This window comes from Cellulosimicrobium sp. XJ-DQ-B-000 (assembly GCF_031119065.1).
GTDB classification, from domain to species: Bacteria; Actinomycetota; Actinomycetes; order Actinomycetales; family Cellulomonadaceae; genus Cellulosimicrobium; species Cellulosimicrobium funkei.
Genome location: NZ_JAVHYN010000008.1, coordinates 18550 through 45106 on the forward strand (window position 1 = coordinate 18550; position 26557 = coordinate 45106).

The 26557-nt window shown below is 75.5% G+C and carries 23 protein-coding genes; 15 read left to right on the forward strand and 8 right to left on the reverse strand.

Going from position 1 to position 26557, the window contains the following annotated elements; all coding sequences use genetic code 11:
• Nucleotides 1-8: 8 nt before the first annotated feature.
• Nucleotides 9-842, reverse strand: a complete 834-nt coding sequence (locus tag RDI86_RS12240; protein WP_308821496.1) for a helix-turn-helix domain-containing protein — start codon at nucleotides 840-842, stop codon at nucleotides 9-11.
• Between the two features lie 83 nt (nucleotides 843-925).
• Here RDI86_RS12240 and RDI86_RS12245 point away from each other — a divergent pair, with 83 nt between their 5' ends.
• Complete coding sequence (locus RDI86_RS12245) at nucleotides 926-1354, forward strand: VOC family protein (protein WP_061267918.1); 429 nt, start codon at nucleotides 926-928, stop codon at nucleotides 1352-1354.
• Nucleotides 1355-1601: 247 nt separating this feature from the next.
• Entirely contained in the window at nucleotides 1602-1766 is a 165-nt protein-coding gene (locus tag RDI86_RS12250; protein ID WP_157446563.1) for a hypothetical protein, read from the forward strand.
• Nucleotides 1767-1971: 205 nt separating this feature from the next.
• On the opposite strand, the gene RDI86_RS12255 is transcribed toward RDI86_RS12250, so the two are convergent.
• The 3 genes from RDI86_RS12255 to RDI86_RS12265 all read right to left on the reverse strand — a co-directional run bounded on the left by RDI86_RS12255 (nucleotide 1972) and on the right by RDI86_RS12265 (nucleotide 6991).
• A complete protein-coding gene (locus RDI86_RS12255; protein ID WP_308821497.1) occupies nucleotides 1972-2787 on the reverse strand; it encodes a uracil-DNA glycosylase in 816 nt (271 codons plus the stop codon).
• A gap of 126 nt (nucleotides 2788-2913) precedes the next feature.
• Nucleotides 2914-4359 carry a multidrug effflux MFS transporter gene (locus RDI86_RS12260; protein ID WP_308821498.1) on the reverse strand — a complete coding sequence of 482 codons (1446 nt, stop codon included), beginning with the start codon at nucleotides 4357-4359 and terminating at the stop codon, nucleotides 2914-2916.
• A 76-nt stretch (nucleotides 4360-4435) separates the two neighbouring features.
• On the reverse strand, nucleotides 4436-6991 hold the full coding sequence (locus RDI86_RS12265; RefSeq protein ID WP_308821499.1) for a tetratricopeptide repeat protein: 2556 nt from the start codon (nucleotides 6989-6991) through the stop codon (nucleotides 4436-4438).
• Nucleotides 6992-7226: 235 nt separating this feature from the next.
• Here RDI86_RS12265 and RDI86_RS12270 point away from each other — a divergent pair, with 235 nt between their 5' ends.
• Nucleotides 7227-8000 carry a DUF1266 domain-containing protein gene (locus RDI86_RS12270; protein ID WP_076404308.1) on the forward strand — a complete coding sequence of 258 codons (774 nt, stop codon included), beginning with the start codon at nucleotides 7227-7229 and terminating at the stop codon, nucleotides 7998-8000.
• Nucleotides 8001-8051: 51 nt separating this feature from the next.
• The gene (locus tag RDI86_RS12275) at nucleotides 8052-8192 is read left to right on the forward strand and encodes a hypothetical protein (protein ID WP_157446567.1); all 141 of its coding nucleotides are present in this window, start codon (nucleotides 8052-8054) and stop codon (nucleotides 8190-8192) included.
• Nucleotides 8193-8291: 99 nt separating this feature from the next.
• Here RDI86_RS12275 and RDI86_RS12280 read toward each other — a convergent pair whose 3' ends face one another.
• Nucleotides 8292-9077 (reverse strand): LLM class F420-dependent oxidoreductase, encoded by a 786-nt coding sequence (locus RDI86_RS12280; protein ID WP_061267908.1) that lies wholly within the window; start codon nucleotides 9075-9077, stop codon nucleotides 8292-8294.
• A 117-nt stretch (nucleotides 9078-9194) separates the two neighbouring features.
• Here RDI86_RS12280 and RDI86_RS12285 point away from each other — a divergent pair, with 117 nt between their 5' ends.
• The 8 genes from RDI86_RS12285 to RDI86_RS12320 all read left to right on the forward strand — a co-directional run bounded on the left by RDI86_RS12285 (nucleotide 9195) and on the right by RDI86_RS12320 (nucleotide 17609).
• On the forward strand, nucleotides 9195-9884 hold the full coding sequence (locus tag RDI86_RS12285; RefSeq protein ID WP_076404310.1) for a DUF2993 domain-containing protein: 690 nt from the start codon (nucleotides 9195-9197) through the stop codon (nucleotides 9882-9884).
• A 36-nt stretch (nucleotides 9885-9920) separates the two neighbouring features.
• Nucleotides 9921-11072 (forward strand): DNA glycosylase AlkZ-like family protein, encoded by a 1152-nt coding sequence (locus tag RDI86_RS12290; protein ID WP_308821500.1) that lies wholly within the window; start codon nucleotides 9921-9923, stop codon nucleotides 11070-11072.
• Nucleotides 11073-11199: 127 nt separating this feature from the next.
• On the forward strand, nucleotides 11200-12492 hold the full coding sequence (locus tag RDI86_RS12295) for an FAD-binding protein (protein WP_308821501.1): 1293 nt from the start codon (nucleotides 11200-11202) through the stop codon (nucleotides 12490-12492).
• Between the two features lie 128 nt (nucleotides 12493-12620).
• Entirely contained in the window at nucleotides 12621-14267 is a 1647-nt protein-coding gene (locus RDI86_RS12300) for a sodium-dependent transporter (protein ID WP_308821502.1), read from the forward strand.
• Nucleotides 14264-14431, forward strand: a complete 168-nt coding sequence (locus RDI86_RS12305; RefSeq protein ID WP_076404313.1) for a methionine/alanine import family NSS transporter small subunit — start codon at nucleotides 14264-14266, stop codon at nucleotides 14429-14431. Before RDI86_RS12300 ends, RDI86_RS12305 begins: the two co-directional genes overlap by 4 nt.
• Before the next feature lie 236 nt (nucleotides 14432-14667).
• Complete coding sequence (locus RDI86_RS12310) at nucleotides 14668-15618, forward strand: ABC transporter substrate-binding protein (RefSeq protein WP_061267903.1); 951 nt, start codon at nucleotides 14668-14670, stop codon at nucleotides 15616-15618.
• Between the two features lie 144 nt (nucleotides 15619-15762).
• A complete protein-coding gene (locus RDI86_RS12315) occupies nucleotides 15763-16770 on the forward strand; it encodes an amino acid ABC transporter permease (RefSeq protein ID WP_061267902.1) in 1008 nt (335 codons plus the stop codon).
• A gap of 74 nt (nucleotides 16771-16844) precedes the next feature.
• The gene (locus RDI86_RS12320) at nucleotides 16845-17609 is read left to right on the forward strand and encodes an amino acid ABC transporter ATP-binding protein (protein WP_076404612.1); all 765 of its coding nucleotides are present in this window, start codon (nucleotides 16845-16847) and stop codon (nucleotides 17607-17609) included.
• A 97-nt stretch (nucleotides 17610-17706) separates the two neighbouring features.
• Here the strand turns inward: RDI86_RS12320 and RDI86_RS12325 are convergent, their stop codons facing one another.
• The gene (locus tag RDI86_RS12325; RefSeq protein WP_143311064.1) at nucleotides 17707-17919 is read right to left on the reverse strand and encodes a hypothetical protein; all 213 of its coding nucleotides are present in this window, start codon (nucleotides 17917-17919) and stop codon (nucleotides 17707-17709) included.
• Between the two features lie 82 nt (nucleotides 17920-18001).
• The gene (locus tag RDI86_RS12330) at nucleotides 18002-19024 is read right to left on the reverse strand and encodes a hypothetical protein (protein WP_308821503.1); all 1023 of its coding nucleotides are present in this window, start codon (nucleotides 19022-19024) and stop codon (nucleotides 18002-18004) included.
• A gap of 379 nt (nucleotides 19025-19403) precedes the next feature.
• On the opposite strand from RDI86_RS12330, the gene RDI86_RS12335 reads away from it, so the two are divergent.
• Entirely contained in the window at nucleotides 19404-23198 is a 3795-nt protein-coding gene (locus RDI86_RS12335) for a TM0106 family RecB-like putative nuclease (protein WP_308821504.1), read from the forward strand.
• Nucleotides 23199-23392: 194 nt separating this feature from the next.
• Entirely contained in the window at nucleotides 23393-24163 is a 771-nt protein-coding gene (locus RDI86_RS12340) for a hypothetical protein (RefSeq protein ID WP_251176607.1), read from the forward strand.
• Nucleotides 24164-24375: 212 nt separating this feature from the next.
• Here the strand turns inward: RDI86_RS12340 and RDI86_RS12345 are convergent, their stop codons facing one another.
• A complete protein-coding gene (locus tag RDI86_RS12345) occupies nucleotides 24376-24579 on the reverse strand; it encodes a cold-shock protein (RefSeq protein WP_009861351.1) in 204 nt (67 codons plus the stop codon).
• 651 nt (nucleotides 24580-25230) lie between these two features.
• On the opposite strand from RDI86_RS12345, the gene RDI86_RS12350 reads away from it, so the two are divergent.
• A complete protein-coding gene (locus RDI86_RS12350; RefSeq protein WP_031315662.1) occupies nucleotides 25231-26487 on the forward strand; it encodes a branched-chain amino acid ABC transporter substrate-binding protein in 1257 nt (418 codons plus the stop codon).
• Nucleotides 26488-26557 lie beyond the last annotated feature (70 nt).

The window sequence follows — 26557 nt, forward strand, 5'->3', positions numbered from 1 at the left end:
GCCGTCCGTCAGGCCCGAGGACGCGGTCCCGGTGTCGGCGCGCACACGCGGTCGACGAGCTCGGTCACGGCCGCCCGCACGGGTCCCGGCGGCGCGCCCGCGTCGAGCGCGAGGGCGGCACGGTCGAACGCCGCGGACAGCAGGAGCGTCAGCGCGTCGAGGCGTTCCTCGTCCGCGAGGTCTCGTGCGACGTCGCTGGGCTCTCCCTGGTCGACGGCGGACCTCTCGCCCGGGTGGACGGCGGACCCTTCGCCCGGGCGGACGGCGGACCCGTCGCCTGGGCCGGGCACGTCGTCGTCGCCCGCGCCGCGGCTCGTGCTGACCCCGCTCGACCGGATACCGAGCGCCGCGCCGAGCCCCTCGCGGAGCGTTCGGCGCGCGTGGCGGGCGTCGAGCGCGTCGGCCTCTGCGGGGCCGAGCACGGCGGGTGCATCGACGAGGAGCAGCCGCGTGCGGCCGGGTTCACCCATCGCGTCGAGGTAGGCGCGCGCACCCTCCACGAGCATCGCGCGGGCGTCCGGGGCGTCCGGGGCGTCCGGGCCGTCTGGGTTGTCTGGGGCGTCCGGTCGTTCCGCGGCTGCCGTGCCGGGATCCCCGGCGGTGCGCTCCTCGATCTCCCGGGCGACCGCCTCGGCCTCGGCCTCGGCGACGGCGCGGAACAGGTCCTGCTTGTCGGCGTAGTGGTGGTACAGCGCGCCGCGCGTGACGTTCGCGGCGGCGGCGATCTGGGGCGTCGACGTCGCGGAGTACCCGGCGCGGACGAAGAGGTCGCGCGCGGCTGCGACGAGGGCCACGCGGGTCGCGCGGGTGCGTTCGGCGTTGGTCCGGCGGCGCTCTTGCATACCGACAGACTGTAGGCCATTCTCGATACATACAGCCTGTTTGTTTTTGCGACCGTCCGGTCGCCGACGACGAGGAGAAGACTGTGCGCATCACGAGCTGGTACCCCGTGCTCATGACCGGGGACGTCGCAGGGACCGTCGCGTTCTACCGCGACCACCTGGACTTCCGGCCGCTCTTCACGAGCGACTGGTACGTCCACCTCCAGTCCGTGCACGACGCGTCGGTGAACCTCGCCGTGCTCGACGGCGACCACGAGACGATCCCGACGAGCGGCCGGGGTCGCGCGGGCGGGCTCCTGCTCAACCTCGAGGTCGAGGACGTCGACGCTGTGCACGCGCGCCTCGTCGCCGCGGGACTGCCGATCCTGCGCTCGCTGCGCGACGAGGCGTTCGGGCAGCGGCACTTCATCACGGCCGACCCGAACGGGGTGCTCGTGGACGTCATCACGCCCATCCCGCCGACGGGGGAGTTCGTCGAGCAGTATGAGGAGTCTGCCCGCCCGACGGCGTAACCGGCGCGCGCGTCCCCGAGGGTCGCTCGGGGCTCGGGCTGACGATTCGGGGCGGGAGCGCAAGACGCCAGGCGCGGGACGTGGGATTGCCGCTCACGGCTCGGCCGGACGGGGCGGGATGTCACGAACCGGCCCCGTGTCCGTCCCTCTTCGAGGAGCCGAGCGACGTCCCGCCGGTCGTCGCGTGCTCTCCCGGGAACGGCCGCGACCGGCGGCGTCGTCCGGGAGCCGTCGAAGGAGAGCAGCAATGTCAGCAGCATCGTCCCCGCTCGAGCGCGAGCTGCGGCGCATGGAGGTCATCGCGCGCCGGGAGCAGCTCCGTCTCGTCGGCCGCGTCGCGCCGCGCGTGGCGGAGCGCCGCCGCTGGGCCGACGCACCGCGCCGCCAGTCCCCGGCCACCGCCGCCCGCTAACGTCGGTCGGGAATCGCGCCCCCGTAGCGTCCGGCGGCTCGCCACCGTGAGCCGTGAGCCGTGAGCCGTGAGCCGTGAGCCGTGGGCGCGGCCACCGCGCCCCGGTACGGTCCGGCGGCTCGCCACCGTTCACCGTGGGTCGGGCGGCCGCAGCCCGGAAACGTCCGCCGGCTCACCACCGTGCGCGGTCGGGAGCGCGCGCATGTCAGACCGGTGCGCCGAGGCCCGCGAGCTCGCGCGCCCGGAGCAGCACGTCGTCGAGCATCTGCGGGGTGAGCCGGCCGGTGAACGTGTTCTGCTGGCTCACGTGGAAGCACCCCAGCAGGGTGAGGGTCTGCTCCGGGGGCGGGGGGCCGCCGTCGGGCACGACGCCGGGGAGCGACGCTCCCGGGGCGGGGCGAGGGGTGGCCCGGCGCAGCGTCACCTCCGCACCGTGCGCGAACCGGGGCCGCGGACGCGGCACGGCCCAGCCCTGCTCGGCGAGCGTCGAGAGCAGCGCCTGCCACCCGAAGCCGCCGAGGACGACGGCGACGCGCACCGTCGCGCCCAGCAGCTCGACCTCGCGCGCGAGGTACGGGCCGCAGCGGCGGCGTTCCTCCGGAGTCGGCTTGTTGTCCGGGGGCGCGCACCGCACCGGCGCGGTGACGCGGATCCCGGTGAGGCGGAGGCCGTCGTCGGCGGAGACCGACGTCGCCTGGTTGGCCAGGCCCGTGCGGTGCATGGCGGCGAAGAGGAAGTCGCCGCTGCGGTCGCCCGTGAACATGCGGCCCGTGCGGTTGGCCCCGTGCGCGGCGGGCGCGAGCCCGACGACGACGATCCCCGCCTGCTCGTCACCGAACCCGGGGACGGGGCGCGCCCAGTAGTCGTCGTCGCGGAACGATGCCCGCTTGACGTCGGCGACGTGCTCGCGCCAGGCCACGAGTCGCGGGCACGCCCGGCACTCGACGAGGTGGGCGTCCAGCGCCGCGAGCGTCGGCGCCGTCCGGGCCGCGAGCGGGTAGTCGGGGTCGTCGGGCGTCACCCGCCCATCCTGCCCGGACCCCCACCCGCCCGCGCCCCCTCCGCCGAGCACGGGGTCGGCGACCACAATCGGCGAGATCCGGTCGCCGATCCCGTGTTCAGCGGGCGGCAGGGCCGTGGTCGGCCGTCAGGCCTGCCGGTTCGTCGGCGCCGTCGCGCCGGCGAGCGCCGCAGCGTCGTAGGGCGCGTCGGCGGACGGGAGGGTGGCCTCGACGGCCGCGTCCGGGAGGACCGTGGCCGTGGCGGGGACGCCGACGGCGGGGTCGGGCGCGCCGAGGGAGTCCGCGGCGTCGGCCGGGAGCGGTGCGCCGAACGTGTGCCGCAGGCCGAGCAGCACGGCGCCCGCGACCACGACGACGCCGAACATCACCGCGGCCATGGTCACCGGCGGTGACCCGCCGAGCAGGCCGGTCACCGGCGCGACGACCGCCCCGACGCCGAACTGGAACGCGCCGATGAGGGCCGCGGCGCTGCCGGCGCGGTGCGCGTTGCGCTCGAGCGCGATGGCCGGCACGGACGGCATGACGAAGCCCGCGGTGCCGAGCGTGAGCACGATGAGCGGGACGAGCCACGCGAGCCCGCCACCCGCGAGCGCGGCGACGAGGAGCCCGCCCGACAGCACGAACCCGGCCGCGACCGCGGCCTGGAGGATGCGCTCGGGCGTGACGCGCCCGACGAGCGCGCCGTTGATCTGGCTGCCCGCCGTCACGGATACCGCGCCCACGCCGAAGACGATCGCGTACTGCTGGGCAGACATCCCGTAGAAGTCCTGGAACACGAACGTCGACGCGGAGATGTAGGTGAACATCGCGGCCATGTAGAAGCCGGCGATGAGCGCGAGACCGATGAACGACCAGTCCCCGAGGAGCGAGCCGTACGAGCGCAGGGCCGCGACCGTCCCGCCGCTCCGGCGGCGTTCGACGGGCAGCGTCTCGCGCAGCCGTAGGAGCACGAGCACGAAGAGCACGGCCCCCACGACGGCGAGCGCGACGAACATGCCGCGCCACGACCCGAGGCGCAGGAACTGCGCGCCGATGGTCGGCGCGAGGATGGGCGCGACGCCCACGACGAGCATGAGCCGCGCGATGACCTTGCCGATCTGGTAGCCCTCGAACGAGTCGCGCACGATCGCCATGGACAGCACCATCCCGGCGGCCGCGGAGAGGCCCTGGACGAACCGCAGGCCCGTGAGCGCGGCGACCGAGCCGGCGAAGACGATCCCGACGGACGCCGCCACGTACACCGCGAGGGACACCAGCAGGGGAGCGCGGCGGCCGACCGCGTCCGAGACCGACCCGATGAGGAGCTGGCCGAGGGCGAGGCCCGCGAGGGTCGCGGTGAGGGTGAGCTGGACGCGGGACTCGGTCGTACCGAGCTCGTCCACGATGCGCGGGAACGCGGAGAGGTAGAGGTCGATCGTCAGCGGCCCGACGGCGGTGAGCGCGGACAGCAGCAGGACGAGACCGGCGCTGATGCGCCCCTTGCGGGCCGCGGGGCTCGGGGAGGGGGCGGTGCCCGGGCGGGCGGCGACGGGCGCGGTCGGCGCCGGGGTCGCGGGTGGGGTGGAGGCCATGACAGCGGCAACCACCGGTGGTGCGCCACGTGTTCCCGCACGGCGTACGTGATCGGATGCTGAGACGTGCGGCGGGTCAGGCGCGGCCGACGTCGGCCCGGGCGGCGGCCAGCCCGCGCAGGGCCCGCGCGTGCTCCAGCCGGTCGTCGAGCTCGTCGGCGAGGGTGAGCGCGGCGTCGTGCAGGTGTGCGGCGCGCTCGGCGTCACCGGCCGCGCGGACCGCCTCCCCGAGCGTGTTGAGCGCCTCGGCCTCGACGAGCCGGGCCCGGACCCGCCGGGCCAGCGCGAGCGCCTCCTCGCCCGCGGCGACCGCGGCCGCGACCTCGCCCGCGGCGAGCAGCGCGGTGCCGAGCGCGCTGCGGGCCTCGGCCTCGGCGTCGGGGTCGCCGAGGTCGACCGCCGCCGCGACGGCGGCCCGCAGCTCCCCGACGCCCGCGGCGGCCTCGCCCGTGCGGGCGAGGAGCCGCCCCACGTGCACCCGGCTGCGCGTCGCGAGGCCTGCGTCCCGGAGCGACGTCGCGCTCGCGAGCGCGTCCCGGTGGAGCGCGAGCGCGCGGTCGAGCCCGCCCTCCGCCTCCGACAGGATCGCGGCGTTGCTCGACACGATGGCGACGTTGAGGGCGTCACCGACCCGGCGCGACAGCGCCAGCGCGCGGTCGTAGCCGGCGCGCGCGTCGTCGTGCCGGCCGAGGATGCGGTGCACGTCCGCGAGGTTCCCGACGGCGCGGCCCTCGCTCACCGGGTCGCCCGCGGTCCGCGCCCCGGCGGCGGCGTCGCGGTACGCGGCCTCGGCCTCGTCGAACCGGCCGAGGCGCTTGTACACGTTGCCGACGCGGTTGAGCGTCTGGCCGGGGCGGGGGTCGTCGCCGCGCTCGAGCGAGCGGACGAGCTGCGCGAGCGCCTCGTCGTACCGGCCGAGCCGTTCGAGCGCCCGGCCGAGGTCCCGGCCCGCCTGGGACCGGCCCGACGGCCGCCCGTGCTCGACGGCGGCCGTGTGCACCGCGACCGCGTCGTCCCCGTGCCCCGCCGAGTCCAGGTACGGGGCGAGGAGCGCGGAGAGGTCCGTCACGGCGTCGGCCAGCTCGTGCTCCGCGGCGAGCGCCGACGTCGCGACGAGCAGGTCGCGGTGCGCGTCGAGCCACGCGACCGCGGCGTCGGCCGTACGACCGGGAGGCGCCTCGCCCGCTGCGCCACGCGCTCCGACGCCCGCCCCGACGCCCGGCGCGGCCGCGTCGTGGTGGGGCGACGTCGCACGAACGGCGGGCCGGGCGTCGTCGAGCAGCCGCGCGGCGAGCCGCCCCACGGCGGCGGCCCGCGCCGAGAACGGGTCGTCCGTGCGGGTGAGGTCGGCGGCGAGGGCGCGCACGGCGTCGGGCACGACGACCTCCCCGCGCGGCCCGGCCGCGACGAGGTGCGCGCGGCCCAGGGCGGCGAGCGCGTCGCGGCTCTCGCTCGTCGAGACGCCGAGGAGCACGGGGACCTCGATCGAGTCGAGCGGCACCGGGACGAGGGCGAGCAGGCGCAGGGCGCGGGCGTGGTCGGCGGGCAGACGGCGGTGCACGGCGGCGAGCGCGGGGTGGAGGGCCGGTCCGGGCAGGTCCTCGACCCGGCGGACGTGGTCGGCGAGCGACCAGCCGGGGCGCGCGCGGACGTCGTCGGCGATCTGCGCCAGCGCCGCGGGGAGCCCTCCGGACGCGCGCACCAGCCGCGCGGCGGCCTCCGGCTCCGCGGCGGTGCGGTCCTGGCCGACGCGCGCCGCGAGCAGCGCACGGGCGTCGTCCTCGCCGAGCGGTGCGAGGGTCGTGGCGGTCTCGCCGGGGAGCCCGACGACCTGGTGCGCCGCGACGACCACGCGCGCGGTGCCGGGCAGGTGCGCGACGGCGTCGGCGGCCTGGGCGCCGTCGGTCACGCCGTCGAGGACGATCGTCGCGCGCCGCCCGTCGAGCGCGGTCGCGAGCGCGGCGGCGAGGGCGGGGAGGTCGCGCGCCCGCGCGTCGGGCGGGGGTGCGCCGAGCGCCTGGAGCAGCGCGTCGAGCACGACGGCGGCCGGGGGCGGGCCGTCCGCCTCCCCGTGCAGGTCGACCAGCGCGACGACGTCCGCCGGGACCTCGCGGGCCGCGGCGAGCGCGACGCTCGTCGTGCCCGACCCGGGCAGGCCCGTGACCGTCACGACGCGCGGCTGTTCCTGCGAGGGTGCGGGAGGCGGGCCGGTGAGCGCCGCCGCGAGCCGCGCGACGTCGTCGGCCCGACCGACGAGCGGCCCGTCGGGCGCGAACGGTCCCAGCCGGACGGTCGGCGGGAGAGCGAGCTCCGGAACGGCCGCGGGGACGGTCGCCGTCCGGTACGCGGCGCGCCACGCCGCAGGCTGCCGGTCGCCGAGGACGTGCGCGACGTCGGCGAGCAGGTCGACGTCGAGCCGCGAGCGGCCCGCCCGGAAGACGTCGTAGACGGTGACGCGGCCGGGGCGCGCCTCCGCGGCGGGGACGCCCCGGGCCGTGCGGAGCGCGCCGACGCGCCGCGCGATCTCGGTGTACGAGGGCTCTCCTGCCCACGCTCGCAGCGCGCGGAGCTGAGCGGCAAGCTCGTCCACCGACCCTGCGCCCACGGGGGACGGCGGCGGGTCGGGGGGCACGGCGTCAGGCTAGCGACGGCCGCCCGCCGCTGCGCGGCGTGCTCGTCCGGTGACGTGGCGGCGGGGTGCGGGCGGGTCGGCGGTGACCCTGGTCCGGGTGACGCGCACGCCCGGCCCGTTCGGGATCGTTCGGGATGCGTGCCGCGGGCGCGCGGCGTCGTCAGGCTCTCCGCAGGCCGCGACGACCGCGGCACGACGGGTCCGCGCGGGGCGCGGCGGGACGAAGGAGCGACCGGTGGGGCTGTTCGACAAGCTCAAGGAGATGTTCTCGACGACGGCGGACCTCTACGCGAAGGAGGACGCCCCCGCGCTCACGCCGGCGCAGCAGCGCGGGCTCGCGCTCGGTGCGGTCTACGCCGTCGAGGGCGTGCTGCCGATCAATGCGCTCACCGTGGAGGCCGACGCGCGCACGGCGGCGAAGCCGCTCGCGGCGGGCTGGGACGTGCGGGGCGCCGACGACGTCGAGCGCACCTATGAGTTCCTGCTCACCCAGGGTCACCGGGGCTACTACGCGATCGCGATGCCGAAGGTCGAGGAGCTCTACTCGGGCCGCCTGAGCCGTCGCGACGCGAAGGGCGCGGCGGACCAGCACGTCGCCCAGGCGAGGCAGGAGGCGACGGCGCGGGGCCTCGACCCCGAGCGCGCCGTCGCGTTCTACCAGGGGTGGAGCGCGTCGGCCCAGATGGGCGGGCACGGCGAGCTGGCCGACCCGCTGCCGCCGTCGATCGCGGCGTGGGACGCCGCGCGGGTCGTGCACGTGAGCCGGCTCGCGGTCGACGCCGGGTTCGTCACCCCGGAGCGGGCGTGGGCCGCGATCGAGGAGGCCGTCGCGATGTCGCGCCCCGCCTACGCGTCGTGGGAGCAGTTCGGCGACGGGTTCCTCGCGGGGCGGGCGTTCTGGTCCGCGGGCAACCGCACCCCGGTCGACCAGGACCTGCCCGACTTCAAGCGCGCGGTCCGGCGGCTGCTCGACACCGAGTCGTCGCCCTGGCGCACACTGTCGTACTGACGGCGGGGACGAGAGCGACGGGACGAGAGCGACAGGACGGGAGGGCGGACGGTGCACCGATCGGCGTGGTGGTGGCGCGCAGGGCTCCTGCTCGTCGTGGTCGGTGTCGGCGTGGCGGTGGTCGCGGCCGACGACGGCCTGCGCTCGGAGGTCCACGCGGCCCTGTCGAACCTGGCGCGGGCGCTGTTCTGACCAGACCGTCCCGCCGAGCACGGGGTTGCTGTCGTCCTGGGCCTCAGAGCGACAGCAACCTCGTGCTCGGCACCGTGGGCGGCGCCGGCAGCGCCGGGGTCAGCCCTGGGCGTCGCGCCAGGTGACCCACTCGCGCACGAGGGACAGGTCGTAGTCGGGCCCGCTCGTGCCGACGGTGAACAGGGTCGCGCCCGCGGCGACGAGCGCGTCCGCGGACTCCGCCGGCGGCCGGGACACGGCGACCGAGCGCTCGACGAGCGCGGCGGTGTCGCGGCCCACGGCCGCGCCGTGCTCGTCGAGGATCGCGCTCTTGCGCGCGAGCGTCTCCGCGTCGCCGAACGAGTGCCAGACGTCCGCGTGCTCCGCGACGACGCGCAGCGTCTTGCGCTCCCCACCTCCGCCGACGAGCACCGGGATGTCGCGCGTCGGCGTCGGGTTCGACGCCGCCCAGCGGGCCTTGATGCGCGGGAGCGCCGCGGCGAGGTCGGCGATGCGGCCGCCTGCGGTGCCGAACTCGTACCCGAACCGGTCGTAATCCTTCTCGAACCAGCCCGCCCCGATCCCGAGGATCAGACGACCGCCGCTGATGTGGTCGACCGTCCGCGCCATGTCGGCGAGGAGGTCCGGGTTGCGGTAGCTGTTGCACGTGACGAGTGCGCCGATCTGGACGCGCTCGGTCTGCTCGGCCCACGCCCCGAGCATGGTCCAGCACTCGAAGTGCTTGCCGTCGGGGTCGCCCGTGAGCGGGAAGAAGTGGTCCCAGTTGAAGATGACGTCGACGCCCAGGTCCTCCGCGCGCAGCACGGCGTCGCGGATCTGGGCGTAGTCGGCGTGCTGCGGCTGGAGCTGGACGCCGATGCGGAAGGGGTGCCGAGGAGAGGTCATGCTCGGAATCTACGTCCGGGCCGAGAACGACGACACCCCGCGTCGAGCACGACCTCGTCGGCGCCACGAGCGTCAGAACGACGGCAAGGTCGTGGCCGGCGGACCTAGGGTGGGCGCATGAAGCGACTGGTGGGCCTGCTCGTGACGCTCGTGGTGCTCGTGGCGGTCGCCGTCGTGGCCGACCGGGTGGCGGTGCGCGCCACCGAGCGCGGCGCGGTCACGGCGTTCGAGCAGCAGGCCGACGACGTGTCCGGCGCCCAGATCGACATCACCGGCTTCCCGTTCCTCACGCAGCTCGTGCGCGGCTCGCTGACGCACGTCACGGGCTCCGCGGACTCCGCGTCGTTCGGCGGCTACGCGATCTCCGACCTCCAGGTCGAGGCCGACGGCGTGAGCACGTCGGAGCCGTACCGGATCGCGTCCGGCACGGCGTCGGGCGTCATCGCGGCGGAGTCGCTGCAGCAGGTCGTCGCCGAGCAGAGCGGTCTCGACGTCGACGTCACCGCGACCGGCGGCGTGCTGTCCCTGGGCTTCGAGCTGCTGGGCACCACGATCACCGTCGACGTGACGCCGCGCGTGTCCGGACCGGCCGAGCTCGCCGTCGACGTCGTCGCCGTCCGCACCGGCCTCGGCACGGTCTCTGTCGACGACCTGCCGTCCGGGCTCTCGGGCGCGCTGTCCGACCTGCGCGTCCCGCTCGACCTGCCCGACGGCGTCGCGCTCGACTCCGTGTCCGCGGTCGAGGGCGGCGTGCGCGTCGCGGTGACGGGGACCGACGTCGTCGCCGCGGACCTGGTGGCCTCGTGACGTGGGCGGTGCGACCGTCGTGACCGGGGCGGGGTCGTGAGCACCGAGGCGGTCGACGGGCGCCGCGTCCTCGCGGCGCGCCTCGCCGCGCAGCGGCTCCGCTCGCCCGACCTGCCCGACGTGCCGACCGCCGTCGGGCACCTCGTCGCGGTGCAGGGGCAGGAGTTCCACCCCGGCCTGTGGGGCCTCACGCGGCGGCTGCGGCCGGACGCGCGGCCGGGTGCGGCGGGCGCGGTCGCCGCGTGCGACCGCGGGGAGGTGCTGCGCACGCACGTGCTGCGGCCCACCTGGCACCTGGTCCGGCCCGACGACGCGCGCTGGCTCCTCGAGCTCAGCGCGCCCCGCGTCCACCAGGCGAACGGGACGCTGTACCGGCAGGTGGGGACCGCCGGGCACGGGGCGGAGACCGACCTCGTCGTCGAGGCCGTGCAGGAGCGGCCCCGCACGCGCCGCGAGCTCGCGGGACTGCTCGCCGCGCACGGCCGCCCGCTCGAGGGCATCGCGCTCGGCTACGTGCTCATGCGCGCCGAGCTCGACCGGCTGCTGGTCAGCGGGCCGCTCGACGGCCGGCAGCAGACGTACGCCCCGTTCGACGACCGCGTCCCGCCCGGCTACGGGCCGCTCGGCGAGCGGTTCGACCGGGACGCCGCGCTCGTCGAGCTGCTGCGCCGCTACCTCGCGAGCCGCGCGTACGCGACGGTCAAGGACGTCGCCCAGTGGTCGGGTTTCACGCTGACGGACGTGCGGCGCGCGCTCGACCTGCTCGACGACCAGGTCGTGGCGGTGCCCGGGGCGGGTGCGCTCGACGGGCTGACGCTCTGGCGGCTCGCGGACCCCGGCGACCGGGTGCTCGACCCCGCGCCGTTCGTCGGTGCGCTCGCGCCCGACGGCGACCCCGCCCGGCCGGTCGTCGACCTGCTGCAGAGCTACGACGAGCTCTTCCAGTCCTTCGGCGAGTCGCGCAGGGTCGTCGTGGCCGACGGCGTCGACCTCGGCGACCGGCTCGGGTCCTTCATCCATGCCGTCGCGGTCGACGGCGTCGTCGTCGGGCGGTGGCGCTGGGTCGTCGGGACGCGCGACGTCGTCGTCGAGCCGCAGTGGCGCCGCGCGCCGTCACTCGCGGAGGAGGAGGCGTTCGCCGCCCAGGTGGACGCGGTCCGCACCCACTGGGGCACGCTCCTCGCGTGACGAGCCGCCGAGCACGGGATCCGCGACCGGATCGGCCCCGAGACGGTCGCCGACCCCGTGCTCGGGGTGGTGAGACCGGGGGCGGGGGATGGGTGGTCTGGGAGGGGGGAGTGGCAGGGTGGAGGGCGTGACGAACGTCGACGCTCCGCGTCTCGCGAACTGGGCCGGGAACCTCACCTACGGGTCCTCCGGGGTCGCACACCCCGCGAACCCGGAGGAGCTCGCCGACGTCGTGCGGCGGTCGGCGCGGGTCAAGGCGCTGGGGTCGCGGCACTCGTTCGGGGACGTCGCGGACACGACGGGCACGCACGTCGTCCTCGACCGGTACGACGACGGCCGCGCCCCCGTCGAGGTCGACCCGGCCTCGGGCGTGGTGTCGGTCGCGGCGGGCCTGCGGTACGGCGACGTGACGCGGCACGTCCAGGCGGCGGGCCGGGCGCTCGCGAACCTCGCGTCGCTCCCGCACATCTCGGTCGCGGGGTCGGTCGCGACGGCGACCCACGGCTCGGGCGACGCGGTCGGCTCGCTGGCGAGCGCCGTCGTCGGGATGGAGCTCGTCACCGGCGACGGCGAGCGCCGGACGCTGCGGCGCGGCGACGCGGACCTCCCCGGCGCGGTCGTGGCGCTCGGGGCGCTGGGCGTCGTGACGCGCGTCGAGCTGGAGACGGTCCCGACGTTCGACGTGCGCCAGGACGTGCACGTCGGGCTGCCGTGGGACGCGGTGACGGCGCACTACGACGAGATCACCGCGTCGGCGTACTCGGTGAGTCTCTTCACGGACTGGGGGCCCGACGGCGTCCAGCAGGTCTGGCGCAAGTCCCGCCTCGCGCCGGGGGAGGCCAGCGCGGCGCGGGCGGACCTCTTCGGTGCGACACCCGCCACGACGATGCTGCACCCCCTGCCCGGCATCGACCCCGTGCACTGCACGCCACAGCTCGGCGCGCCCGGCCCGTGGAACGAGCGGCTGCCGCACTTCCGGCTCGACTTCACGCCGAGCAACGGCGCCGAGCTGCAGTCGGAGTACCTCGTGCCGCGCGCCCGGGCCCAGGAGGCGTTCGCCGCGATGCGCGACCTCGGCCCGCGCGTCACCCCGCTGCTCCAGGTGGGGGAGATCCGCACCGTCGCACCCGACCCCGAGCCGCTGTGGCTCAGCCCGTTCGACGGCCCGACCGTCGGCGTGCACCTCACGTGGAAGCCCCTGCCCGACGACGTCGCGCGCGTCCTGCCCGACGTCGAGGCCGCGCTGCTCCCGCTGGGCGCGCGCCCGCACTGGGGCAAGCTCTCGCACGCGCTCGTCCACGACCCGGGCACCGTCGCGGCGCTCTACCCGCGCGTCGACGACTTCGGCGCGCTCGCGCAGCGCTACGACCCGCAGAGCCGCTTCCTCGGCGGGTACGTCGAGCGTCTGCTCGCGGGCTGAGCACCGCCGTCGGCTCGCACGGTGCCCGACCGGTCGTTACGGTCGTCCGAGCACCGAGAGGCTCGCCGCCGCGCCGACCCGCGCGGCGCCCGCGCGGGCACGGCACGACAGAGGTACCGAGGAGAACTGTGGCAGCGACCGGCACGGCGGGCGGGGAGCCCGCGACGCAGCAGCCGCGCGAGGAGTGGACCGGGCAGGTCGGCTTCATCATCGCGGCGATCGGCTCGGCGGTCGGGCTGGGGAACATCTGGCGGTTCCCCGGCGTGGCGTACGAGAACGGGGGCGGGGCGTTCCTCGTGCCGTACCTCGTCGCGCTGCTCACCGCGGGCATCCCCATCCTGTTCCTCGACTACGCGATCGGGCACCGCTTCCGCGGGTCCGCCCCGACGGCGTTCCGGCGGATCGCGCGGTGGCTCGAGGGCCTGGGCTGGTTCCAGGTGATGATCTGCTTCGTCATCGCGCTCTACTACACCGCGGTCATCGCGTGGGCCGTGAGCTTCTTCGTCTTCTCGTTCGACCTGCGCTGGGGCGACGACCCGGCCGCGTTCTTCACGGGCGACTACCTCCGGCTCGCCGACCCGGGCGTGAGCCTCGAGTTCGTGCCGGCGGTGCTCGTGCCGCTCGTCGCGGTCTGGGTCGTGACGATCGTCGTCCTCGCGCTCGGCGTGGCGAAGGGCGTGCAGCGCGCGAACACCGTGTTCCTGCCGCTGCTCGTCGTGGCGTTCGCGGTGCTCGTGGTGCGCTCGCTGTTCCTCGAAGGCGCGGCGGACGGGCTGAACGCGCTGTTCACGCCGGACTGGTCGGCGCTCGGCGACGCCAACGTGTGGATCGCCGCCTACAGCCAGATCTTCTTCTCGCTGTCGATCGCGTTCGGGATCATGGTCACGTACGCGTCCTACCGCCGGCGCCGGTCCAACCTCACGACGCCGGGGCTCGTCGTCGCGTTCTCCAACTCCTCGTTCGAGATCCTCGCCGGCATCGGCGTCTTCGCGACGCTGGGCTTCCTCGCGCACGAGCAGGGGGTCGGCGTGGGGGAGCTCGAGGGCATCAGCGGGCCCATCCTCTCGTTCGTCACGTTCCCCGCGATCGTGTCGCAGATGCCGGGAGGCCCGATCTTCGGTGCGCTGTTCTTCGGGTCCCTCGCCATGGCCGGGTTCACGTCGCTGCTGTCCATCCTCCAGGTCGTGTCCGCGGGGTTCCAGGAGAAGTTCGGCTGGACCCCGCGACAGGCGTCCGTGCGCCTCGGCGTCGTGAGTGCGGTCATCTCCGTCCTGCTGTTCTCCACCACCACCGGCCTCGTCGCCCTCGACACCGCCGACCAGTGGGCCAACAACGTCGGCATCGCGGGGTCCGCCGTGCTCATGTCGGTCCTCGTGCTGTGGGTGCTGCGGCGCGGGCCGGAGCTGCGCTACCACCTGAACGCCGTCTCGACGTTCCGCCTCGGCCCCTGGTGGCAGGTGCTCGTCGCCGTGCTGGCCCCGCTCGTGCTCGGCTACATGCTCGTGTCCAGGATCGTCACGCTCGTCGTCGACGGCTACGAGGGGTACCCCGCCTGGTACCTCGCGCTCGTCGGCTGGGGCGCGATCGCGTTCATGGTGCTCGCCGCCCTGGTGCTCACCGCGATGCGCTGGCGCCGCAGCCCCGACGACTTCGTCCCCTGGCCTCCGTACCCGCCGGGTGACGCCTCTGCGGGGCCGGGCCGTGCGCCGTCGGGCCGCGGGACGGCCGGCCGCACGACTGCCCCGACCGGTGCCGACGGGGAGGAGACCCGATGACCACCTCGGCCGTGATCCTGCTCGTGCTCGCCATCGTCGTCGTGTGGGGCGGGCTGCTCGTCGCGATCCTGCGGCTGCGCGCCCAGCCCGAGCGGGCGGACTACCCGCCCGGGGACGAGGACGACCACCGCGAGGACGAGGCGCCCGCCGCACGCGACACGTAGCCCGCGCCGGTCCGCGCCGAGGGCGGGTGCGGTTCGTCACGGTTAGGCCTCGATGTCCCCGCCGGTTTGGTGAGCGGGGCCGAACGGCCCCACACTCGTGCGCAGGTGCCGCGCACCGCCGGGTCCTCTGTTCCCCGTACGTTCCTCTGCCCTCACGGGCCGGGTGCTGACGTAACACGACGGAGACGATCGGTGTCTACGCTGCCCCTGCCCGGCCCCCACCGATCGGAGACACCATGCGTACGACCCCGCGCAAGCTCCCCCTCACCGGTCTCGTCGCGCTCGCCGCGACGAGCACCCTCCTGCTCGCCGCGTGCACCGACGCGTCCCAGACCGGGACGGACGGCAGCACGTCGGGCTCCGGTGACGAGACGTCGGCGGCGCCGTCGTTCGACCCGTCGACCATCGAGGTCGACGACGCGGCCGCCGCGCTCCTGCCCGAGGACGTCGCCTCCGCGGGGACGCTCGTCGTCGGCTCGAACACCGAGTACGCGCCCGCCGAGTTCATCGACGCGGACGGCAAGACGCCCATCGGGTTCGACATCGACGTCATCAAGGCCGTCGGCGCGACGCTCGGGCTCGACGTCGAGGTCCAGTCGGCCGACTTCCCGGCGATCATCCCCGCGCTCGGCACCAAGTACGACGCCGGGATCTCCTCGTTCACCATCACGGAGGAGCGCATGCAGGAGGCGAACATGATCGCCTTCCTCAACGCGGGCTCCGCCTACGCGGTCGCGTCGGGCAACCCGGACGACATCGACCCCGAGAGCCTGTGCGGCGTGACCGTCGCCGTGCAGACGGGCACGGTCCAGGACGAGGACATCGCCGTGCAGAGCCAGGCGTGCACCGACGCCGGCGAGGAGAAGATCGACATCCTCCAGTACGACTCGCAGTCCGACGCCACGACGAACGTCGCGGGCGGCAAGGCGCAGGTCCTCTACGCCGACTCGCCGGTGATCGGCTACGCCGTCGAGCAGACGGGCGGCCAGCTCGAGCAGCTCGGCGACGTGTTCGACAGCGCGCCGCAGGGCGTCGTCGTCGCGAAGGACGACACGGAGCTCGCCGCCGCGATCCAGGCAGCCCTGCAGTCGCTCATGGACAGCGGCCAGCTCGAGGAGATCCTCGGGGCCTGGGGCAGCGGCGACGCCGCCCTGGAGACGGCCGAGCTCAACCCGTCCGTCGGCTGACGACCCCCTCGCCAGCCCCCGTCCGTCCCGCCGTCCCGCGGGCGCCCACCCGGCGCCCGCGGCCGGCGGCCGGGACGACCGCGCGGACGACGACGACCGCGTGGCCCGGCTCGTCCCCCGAGCCCCGACCCCCCGAGGTGCACCATGACGACCGGTAGCTCCCCCCGCGGCGCCGCCGCCGGACCGGCCGACGACCCGGTCCCCGACCGCATCCACGCCGTCCCCGTCCCGCGGCCCGGGCGGTGGATCTCCGCCGCCCTGCTGCTCGTGCTCGCCGCGATGGCGGCCAACGCCCTGCTGACGAACGAGAAGTTCCGGTGGGACGTCGTCTGGCTGTACTTCCGCGACGTGACGGTCGTGCGCGGCGTGGGCTGGACGCTCGTGCTGACGTTCGGCTCGATGCTCATCGCGATCGTCCTCGCCGTGCTCCTCGCGATCATGCGGCGCTCGGACAACCCCGTCATGCGGTCGGTGAGCTGGGGCTACATCTGGTTCTTCCGCGGCACCCCGATCTACACGCAGCTCGTGTTCTGGGGCCTCATCTCGGTGCTGTACCCGCGCCTGAGCCTCGGCATCCCGTTCGGGCCGGAGTTCTTCGAGTTCCGCACGGCGGACCTGTTCACCGCGTTCGTGTGCGCGCTCATCGGGCTCTCGCTCAACGAGGCGGCGTACCTCGCGGAGATCGTGCGCGCGGGCCTCGGGTCGGTCGACCCGGGCCAGACCGAGGCCGCGAAGGCGCTCGGCATGAAGGACGGCAAGATCCTCACGCGCATCGTGCTGCCCCAGGCCATGCGCGTGATCGTGCCGCCCACGGGCAACGAGACCATCTCCATGCTCAAGACGACGTCGCTCGTCCTCGCGGTGCCGTTCACGCTCGACCTGCAGTACTCGACGAACGCGATCGGCAACCGCCTCTTCCTGCCGATCCCGCTGCTCATGGTCGCCGCCATCTGGTACCTGCTCATCACGAGCGTCCTCATGGTCGGCCAGCACTACGTGGAGCGGTACTACGGCCGCGGGTTCGGCACGCAGGCGCCGACGCGGCGCCGCGGGCGCGGCCCGGGCGGGCGCGGCCGCAAGCCGAACCGGCAGGACCTCATCGCCGCGTCCGGCACGACGAAGGACGACCCCTTCCTGGAGGTGACCCCGTGAGCGGGACGCACGACACGGCATCCGCGGCGTCCCGGACCTCCCCGGAGGCGGGCCGCTCCACCGACGCCACCCCGATGGTGCAGGTCGAGGGCCTGCACAAGATGTTCGGCGACCTGCACGTGCTCAAGGGCGTGGACCTCGAGGTCGCGCGCGGCTCGGTGTGCGTCGTGCTCGGCCCGTCGGGCTCGGGCAAGTCGACGCTGCTGCGCTGCGTCAACGAGCTCGAGGAGATCACGGGCGGCCGCGTCCGGGTCGACGGCGAGCTCATGGGCTACCGCGAGGTCACCAAGGATGGCCGCACTCGCCTCCACCGCCTGCACCCCAAGGTTGTGGCGCGGCAGCGCTCGCGCATCGGCATGGTGTTCCAGCGCTTCAACCTGTTCCCGCACATGACGGCGCTCGAGAACGTCGCGGAGGCGCCCGTCCAGGTGCGCGGGCTGAGCAAGGCGCAGGCGCGGGCGCGCGCGTCCGAGCTCCTGGACCGCGTGGGCCTCGCGGACCGCGCCGACCACTACCCGGCGCAGCTCTCCGGCGGCCAGCAGCAGCGCGTGGCCATCGCGCGGGCGCTCGCCATGGATCCCGAGCTCATGCTGTTCGACGAGCCGACGTCGGCCCTCGACCCCGAGCTCGTGGGCGAGGTGCTGGCCGTCATGCGCGACCTCGCGCGGTCCGGCATGACGATGATGGTCGTGACCCACGAGATCGGGTTCGCGCGCGAGGTCGCCGACACCGTGGTCTTCATGGACGACGGCGTCATCGTCGAGCAGGGCAGCCCGGAGCAGGTGCTCGAGGACCCGCAGCACGAGCGCACGCGGTCGTTCCTCGCCCACGTGCTGTAGACGGCGTTCGGCACGGCGAGGAAGCCTCGCGAGACCGGCCCGGCGCCTGGGCGGACCCTCGACGGGTCGACCGCGGGCAGGCGGGTCGGTCTCGCGCTCAGCCGGCGCGGCGGCGGCGCGGGAGCGCGGGCGCCCCGTGCGTGGGCGCGAGGCGAGGCGAGAGCCCCGTGGGGCGGGCGACCGTGACCATCTCCCCGCTGAGCGCCCTGCCGAGGTGCACGAGCGGCAGCATGTTCTCGTGCTCGACCACGAGGGCGTCGTAGATCGGGGTCTCGCTGTCGGGGGTGGGAGAGGAAGATCGCGTCAGCACGCCTCCCACTGTCGGTGAGGGACGTGTGTTCCGCGACCGGAAGCGGTGACGTGTCCGTGAGGCGTTCGTGGAGACCGCCGGGTCACCAGCCCCAGTCGCCCCAGTCCCAGCCGCCCCCGCCGCCGTCCCCCTCGCCGCCGTCGTTCCCGTTCCCGCCGCCGTTCCCGGGCCCGTTCCCCGGACGCTCCTCCTGCTCGCGGTCGTCCTGCTCCTTCTGGCGGTCGTCGAGCTCCTGCGAGCGCTTCGCCGCGTCCTCCTCGGCCTGCGCGACGGCCTCCTCGCGCTCCGTGAGCTGGGCCGTCGCGGCGTCGAGCTCGGCACGCTGGGCGTCGAGGTCGGCCCGCTCGGACTCGAGCTGCTCGCGCTCCGCCGCGACCTCGCTCTGCACGCGCTGCGCCTCGGCCCGCTCGCGCTGCGCCTCGCCCTGCGCCGAGAGCGTGAGGCCGATGCCGACGAGCAGGCCGACCGCGACGCCCGCGAGGCCGACCGCCGTCGGGACGAGCCAGCGCCGCCCCCGCTCCGGCGCGTGGTCGCCGTCGTCGTCGGCCGCGGGCAGGGCGAGCGGCCCCACCGGGACGACGCCGGAGCGCCCGGCCCGGGCCGGGACCGCCGGGGCTGCACCCGGGGTGGCGGACGGCGTCGGGCGGGCGGTGGGGACAGGCGTCGCCGGGCGGGCGGCCGGGACGGGGACGGGCGACGGGCGCGCGGCCGGGTCGTCGAGCATCCCGCCGAGCGCGGGAAGGATCATCGTCGAGCTCGCCACGGGGTGGTCCTCCACGGCGCCCCGGGTCGGCGGGGCGGCCGGGACGGCGGCCGCGACGCGCGTCGCGTCGGCCTCGGGGCCGACCGCCGGGGTCGCGCCCGACGAGCGGGCGCGCAACGACCGTCGGGTCGGCGCGCCGGACCCGACCGGCAGCGGCTCGGTGCTGTGCAGGACGGGCGCCTCCGGGGGCGGCACGGGGCCGGGCGCGGGTGCGGCGTCGTCGGCCCAGAACACCCACCCGGGCGGGGGCGGCGGCCAGGACGGGTCCGGGTGCCACTCGGTCGTCGGGGTGAAGCCCGCGGGCACGGGCCACCCCGGCGGCGGTACGAAGCGCACGGCCATGGGTCCTCCTTCGGTGGCGCCCGCCGGGCGAGGGCGGGGGCGCCGGGAGCCGCGGGGCTCCCGGTCCGGCGCGGACGTGCCGCGGCGACGTCCGACGACGACGTCCGGGCGGGACGTCCGACGGGAACAGTAGGGGAGCCCTGCCCGTCGGCACGAATCGCCGCATCCCGGGCACGGATCGGCCGGGGATGCGTGATGGGGACGCGGAGGACGGCGGGCGGTCCTGGGTGCTCAGCGGGTGGTCGGTGGGCGCGGCGGGCGGAGGGGCCGGTGCGGGTGGGTGGCGCCGACGCGTGGGTGGCCGCTGGTAGAACGGACGCAGACCGACGGACGGTCGGCGGCGACGGCCGTCGGCGGCCGTCCCGAACCGGAGGTGTGCGTGTTCCTCGTCGACGAGCCGGTGCTGCGGGCCGCGACCGTGGCCGACCGGGCCGGTGCCGGCGCGGCGCCACCCCGCGAGCAGGCGCTCGTGCTGTCGGCGAGCGACCTCGTCGTCGCCGCGGACTGCGAGTACCGGCTCCTGTGCCGGCTCGACGAGCAGCTCGGGCGGGCGCCCCGCCGCGACGAGGGCGACGAGGGCGACGACGCGATGCTGGCCCGCACGGCCGAGCTCGGCGCCCGGCACGAGCGCGCGGTGCTCGCGGGCTACGAGGCCGAGCACGGCCCGTTCGACCCGGCGACCGGCCGCGGCGTCGTGCACGTCGAGCCGCCGCGCGGCACCTCGTGGGACGAGCTCGTCGCCGCACAGGCGCGCACGCTCGCCGCGGTCGAGGCGGGGGCGGACGTCGTGCACCAGGCCGCTTTCTTCGACGGCGCGTTCCACGGCCGGGCCGACTTCCTCGTGCGCACCGGCACGGACGACGCGGGCGCGGCGCGCTACGCCGTCGTGGACGCCAAGCTCGCGCGCCGCGCCAAGGTCCCCGCCCTGCTCCAGCTCGCGGCCTACGGCGACCAGCTCGTCGCCGCGGGCGTCCCCGTGGACCCGGACGTCTCGCTCGTCCTCGGCACGCGTGAGCGCACGTCGCACCGCCTGGCCGACCTGCTGCCCGTCTACCGGGACCGGCGCGAGCGGCTCGTGCGCCTGACGGCCGAGCACGTCGCGCGCGAGGGCCGTGCCCCGTGGGACGACCCGGCGGTCCGTGCGTGCGGGCGCTGCGCCGACTGCCGCGCCCAGGTGGAGGCGCGCCGGGACGTGCTCCTCGTCGGTGGCGTGTACGAGTCGCAGCGCACGGCCCTGCACACGGCGGGGATCCGGACGATCGACGAGCTCGCCGCCGCGACCGACGAGACGCCGGTCCCGGCCGGGATGAGCCGGTCGACCTTCGCGCGCGTGCGGCGCCAGGCCGCGCTCCAGCTCGGCACCGGCCCGTCCGACGGCGCGGTCGTGTGGGCCGACGCGTCCGGGCCGCACGAGCTGTCGTGGCGCATCGACGACCCGGCGCCCGTGCTCGCCCTGCCGGAGCCCAGCCCGGGCGACCTCTTCTTCGACTTCGAGGGCGACCCGCTGTGGACGGACGCGAGCGGCACGAGCTGGGGGATCGACTACCTGTTCGGGTGGGTCGAGCGTCCGGCGACGCCCGAGGACCGGCCGCCGTTCCACGCCCTGTGGGCGCACGACCTCCCGGCGGAGCGGGACGCGCTCGTCGCGTTCGTCGACCACGTCAACGCGCGCCGCCGTGTCCACCCCGACCTGCACGTCTACCACTACGCCGACTACGAGCGCGCGCACCTGCTCGCGATCGCCGCGCGGCACGGCGTCTACGAGGAGGAGGTCGACGACCTCCTGCGCGACGGCGTCCTCGTCGACCTGTACGCCGTCGTGCGGCAGGCGCTGCACGTGTCCGACCGCTCGCGGTCCATCAAGAAGCTCGAGCCGCTCTACATGGGCGACGAGCTGCGCACCGGCGACGTGACCACGGGCGCCGCGTCCGTCGTCGCGTACGCCGAGTACACCGCCCTGCGCGACGCGGGCCGCAGCGAGGAGGCGGCCGAGCTCCTGCAGGGGATCGCGGACTACAACCGGTACGACTGCGTGTCGACGCTGCGCCTCGCCGCGTGGCTGCGCGAGGCGGCCGCGGGGGTCGCGGACCGTGACGTCACCGGGGATACCGCGGCCACGGCTACGGCCACCGGCACGGCCGCCACGAGCGTCGGCGCCACCACCGTCGCGGCTGCCACGACCGGTGGGGTCGACGAGACCGGGGCCGGGGAGCGCGAGCGGTCCTCCGCGGTGCTGCTGGAGGAGGAGATCCGGCAGGCCGTCGGCGAGGACCGCGCACGGCGCACCGCGGACGAGCAGGCGCTCGCGATGTACGGGGCGGCGGCCGGGTACCACCGGCGCGAGGCCAAGCCGTTCTGGCACGAGCACTACTCCCGCCTCGCGCTCCCGCCCGACGAGTGGCTGGGGCGGCGGAACGCGTTCCTCGTCGAGCAGGCCGAGGTCGTCTCGGGGTGGGAGGTCGAGCCGGGCCGGCGCACGTGGTCCCGGCACCTCGAGCTCGTCGGACGACTGCCCGAGGGCAGCGACCTGCGCGTGGGCGTCGCCCCGTTCGTGCTCTACGACCCGCCCCTGCCACCCTGCGCCCGCACGGCCGTCGACGGCGTGCGGGGGTGGCTCACGGGCGGGGTGATCCTCGACGCCGGACGCCGCGCGACGTCGGCGGGCGAGCGCGACGTGCTCGTCGTGCGCGAGCAGCTCCCGACGAGCGCGGAGCCGTTCGACGCGACCCCGGTCGCGCTCACCCCGTCGCCGGGGCCGGGCACGAAGCCGCTCGAGGCCGCCACCGAGGAGGCCGCGCGCCGCGCTCTCGCCACGTGGCGGGCCACGGGCTCGCTCCCGCGGGACGCCGCGACCGACCTGCTGCTGCGCCGGTCGCCGCGCCTCGTGCCCGCCGGTCCGGCCGCACCGCACGTCGCTCCGGACGGAGCCGCCGCGGCCGACGGCGCGGGCAACGTGACGGGCGGCGTGCTGCCGCCCGTCGCGGACGATGTCGTCGACGCGGTCACGGCGGCCGTCGAGCGGCTCGACGACTCGTACCTCGCCGTGCAGGGCCCTCCCGGGACGGGCAAGACGTACGTCGGCGCGCGGGTCGTGGCGCGGCTCGTCGCGCAGGGGTGGCGCGTCGGCGTCGTCGCGCAGTCCCACGCCGTGGTCGAGAACCTGCTGCGTGCGGTCGTGCTCGGCGCGGGCGTGCCGCGCGAGCTCGTCGCGAAGAAGCTCGCGGCGGACGGGCCGTCGCCGCGCGCCGTGTACGCCGAGCTCGACGGCGCCCACCTCGCCGCGTTCGCGACCGAGCCAGGCCCGCGGGTCGTCGGCGGCACCGCGTGGGACTTCGCCGCCGAACGGCTGCCCGCGGGCACGCTCGACCTGCTCGTCGTCGACGAGGCGGGGCAGTTCTCGCTCGCGAGCACGGTCGCGGTCGCACGGGCGGCCCGCCGCCTGCTCCTGCTCGGCGACCCGCAGCAGCTCCCGCAGGTCAGCCAGGGCCGTCACCCGGAGCCCGTCGACCGCTCGGCGCTCGCCTGGCTCGCCGACGGCCACGGGGTGCTGCCCCCCGAGCGCGGGTACTTCCTCGCCACCACGTGGCGCCTGCACCCGGACCTCGCCGCGGCGGTCTCGACGCTCTCCTACGAGGACCGGCTGCGGGCGCACCCGCTCGCCGCGGCCCGGCGCCTCGACGGCGTCGCGCCCGGCGTGCGGCAGGTGCTCGTGGAGCACGCGGGCAGCACCGTGCGCTCGACGGAGGAGGCGGCCGAGGTCGTGCGCCAGGTCGCGGACGTCCTCGGCCGGTCCTGGACGACGACGGTCGACGGCGTCGCGCACGAGCGCCCGCTCGGGCAGGGCGACGTGCTCGTCGTCGCCCCGTACAACGCGCAGGTGTGGGCGGTGCGTGGTGCCCTGCGCGACGCGGGCTACCCGGACGTCGAGGTCGGGACGGTCGACCGGTTCCAGGGCAAGGAGGCTCCGGTCGTCATCCTCACGCTCGCGGCGTCGTCCGGGCACGAGGCGTCGCGCGGGCTCGGGTTCCTGCTCTCCCGGAACCGCCTCAACGTCGCGGTGTCGCGCGCGCAGTGGAGCGCGGTCGTCGTGCGCTCGCCCGGTCTCACCGACACGCTGCCCCGCTCGGCCCGCGGTCTGGAGGAGCTCGGCGCGTTCCTCGCCCTCACGTCCTGATGGGCGACGCCCGGCCGCCTGACGGGCGACGCCCGGCCGCGGGAGCCACCTGAACCGCTCGGCGGAACCTCCGACCGGACGCACCCGCCGGAACCGCGCGCCGGTGCGCGTCGTTGGTCGGGGAGTGAGCCGTACCCGGCCACGACCCCGGCGCGAGCGCACCGCTCGGCGCCCCCACCCCCGGAGGACGACCCATGGGATTCCTGGACCGGCTCCTCGGCCGCGAGCCGCGAGACCACGGCGGCGCGCCGCAGCACACGGGCCCCTACGGCGCCCAGCCCCCGACGCAGCCCGCGAACCCCTACCCGACGCAGTACCCAGCCCAGCAGCCCGCGTACGGCAGCGCCCCGCAGGACGCCCGGCCCGCGGCCGGGCAGCGCACGCCCGACCAGGTGGCGATCGACCGCTACCGCTACCTGCTGCGCACCGCCCCGCCGGACGCCGTCGAGCAGGCGCACGCCGAGGCCTTCGCGCGGCTCACGCCGGAGCAGCGCCGGCAGGTGCTCGCCGAGCTCGGCGAGCAGGTCCCGGCGGGCGAGCGGGCGACGTCGGACGCCCCGCAGGACCTCGCCCGCATGGCGACGCGGGCCGAGATGCGGCAGCCCGGGACGCTGGAGCGCACCTTCGCGGGCCGGGGCCAGGCGGGCCCCGGGTTCGGCGCGATGGTCGGGTCGAGCCTGCTGGGCACGATCGCGGGCGTCGTCATCGGGTCCGCGGTCGCGAACGCCCTGTTCGGGCCCGCGTTCGCCGACCCGAGCCAACCCGTGGCCGAGGACGCGGCCGCCGAGGACCCGGGCGCCGGCGAGGACCCGGGCGCCGCCGAGGGCGGCGCTGACGGCGGCGCCGTCGAGGCGTCGGGCGGGGACCCCGCGGGCGGTGCCGACGGCGGCTTCGACGGCGGCGGCTTCGGCGGCGGTTTCGACGGCGGCGGCTTCGACGACTTCGGCGGCTTCGGCGAGTTCTGAGGCTGCCCGCCCTCGGCGTCGCCCGACCTCGCCCCGCGTTGAGTGCATGAAACAGTCGCCCTCGAATCGGTTCGGGCGCGACTGTTTCATGCACTCAGCGTCTGGCCCGTCGCGTCGCGTCGCCCGGAACGCACGAGTGCCCCCGACCGGAGGGTCGGGGGCACTCGAGGAACGATCGATCGGTGCGGCGAGCCGCTACCGAGGAGATCGGGTCAGACGGGGCGGATGTTCTCCGCCTGCGGGCCCTTCGGGCCCTGCGTCACGTCGAACTCGACGCGCTGGTTCTCCTCCAGCGTGCGGAAGCCCTGCGACTGGATCGCGGAGTAGTGCGCGAACACGTCGGCCGAGCCGTCCTCGGGGGCGATGAAGCCGTAGCCCTTCTCGCTGTTGAACCACTTCACGGTTCCGGTAGCCATTGTTACTCCTTCAAGAGTGTGGAAACACCCCCCGCGGGCGCAGGGGAGTACATCACGGTGTTCGTCGTCAACTCTTGGGTAACAAGGTCCGCCGGGCACCCGCCGGGTGGCGGTCACGTCGACGCGAGGACAAGCGAGGCACTGCAATCTCGGAGACAACCGTACATGGTAGGCCCCCTCTTGGCCATGGGTTGCCGCGAGCTGTTGTGCCGACCCCCGCGGCATCCGCGGTGGCAGGTGCAGGGAGCGCGCGTGGAGGCGCCCGGGAGGTCCCCGGGCACTCCCCGTGAGGTGCCCGGAGAGCGTCGCCGTGGAGCGCGTCGGGGCTCAGAACGGGACGTTCGTACCGTTCACGGAACGAAACGAGACCCTTGCGTTACGAGTCGGTAACAACTCCCTGCGTCCCACGAAACCCGATCCGCCTACGTTCGCGTCACCCAGGAACGCGGAGGCGCCCCCTCCCGCGGATTCGTGGGTCCGGAGCCCTCCGAGATGCCGCGGAGGGCTCCGGGCGGCGCGACCGCGGGGAGGTTTCGTCCCCGGGTGACCTGTGTCACTATTCAGCACGCAATTCAGTGTTGAATTCAGCGATCGACCGCGGAGAGAGGCGGCTTGGCTGCCTCCGCGGGGATCAGGACCACGGAGGTTGGCATGCATCGCACAGCACGACGGGCGAGCGGGGGTGCCGCCCTGCTCCTCGCGGCCACCCTCGTCCTCACCGCCTGCGGTCCCCAGTCCCAGGGCGGCGGCGACGACGAGACGACCGGGACGTCGACCGAGACCGACGACGGCGGCGGCTCGGCCGACCTGAGCATCGTCCCGTCGGTCCAGATCGACATCGACGGCGCCGAGGTCGAGGCGACCGCGGCCGGCAACCCGGTCGACCCCGCCGGTGACGGCAGCGCCGAGTGCGCCGAGGGCACCTCGATCGCGGTGGCCGGAGCTCTCACGGGCCCGAACGCCGCGCTCGGCCTCAACATCCAGTACGGCGCCCAGGTCGCGGTGGACGCGTTCAACGAGGCGAACCCGGGCTGCCAGGTCACGCTCAAGCCGTTCGACACCGAGGGCGACCCGCAGAAGGCGACCCAGGTCGCGCCGCAGATCGTCGGCGACGCGAGCGTGCTCGGTCTGCTCGGCCCCGCGTTCTCGGGCGAGACGGCCGCCACGGGCGACGTGTTCAACCAGGCGGGCCTGCTGTCTCTCACGGCGTCGGCGACCAACCCCGACCTCACGAAGAACGGCTGGACGAACTTCTTCCGCGGTCTCGCGAACGACGCCGTCCAGGGCCCGTCGGTCGCGAAGTACCTCGTCAACACGAAGGACTTCGGCAGCGTCTGCGTCGTCTCCGACAACTCGGACTACGGCATCGGCCTCGCCCAGCAGATCACCGAGGGCCTGGGCGACGCCGCGAACGAGGACTGCGCCGCCGAGGTGAAGACCGGCGACAAGGACTTCTCGGCCGCCGTCCAGATCATCTCCGGCGCCGACGCGGACGCCGTCTTCTACGCCGGCTACTACGCGGAGGCCGCGCCGTTCGTGCAGGGCCTGCGCGACGGCGGCGTCGACATCCCGTTCGTCTCGGCGGACGGCACGAACGACCCGCAGTTCGTCTCGCAGGCGGGCGCAGCGTCGAAGGGCGCGATCCTCTCCTGCCCGTGCGGCCCGGCCCCGGAGGACTTCGCGGCCACCTACGAGGAGACGAACGGCCAGGCGCCGGGCGTGTACTCGGTCGAGGGCTACGACCTCGCGACGATCATGCTCACGGGCATCGCCTCGGGCGTGACCGACCGTGCGGGCCTGATCGACTACGTGGCGAACTACTCCGGCGAGGGCCTGGCCCGCGCCTACGAGTGGGACGACACGGGCGAGCTCGCCTCCGCGCTCATCTGGATCTACGAGGTCCAGTAGTCCGACGACGACGGGCGCCCCGCCCCGACGTCCCCGCCCCGCGCGGGGACCGGTCGGCGGGGCGCCCGTC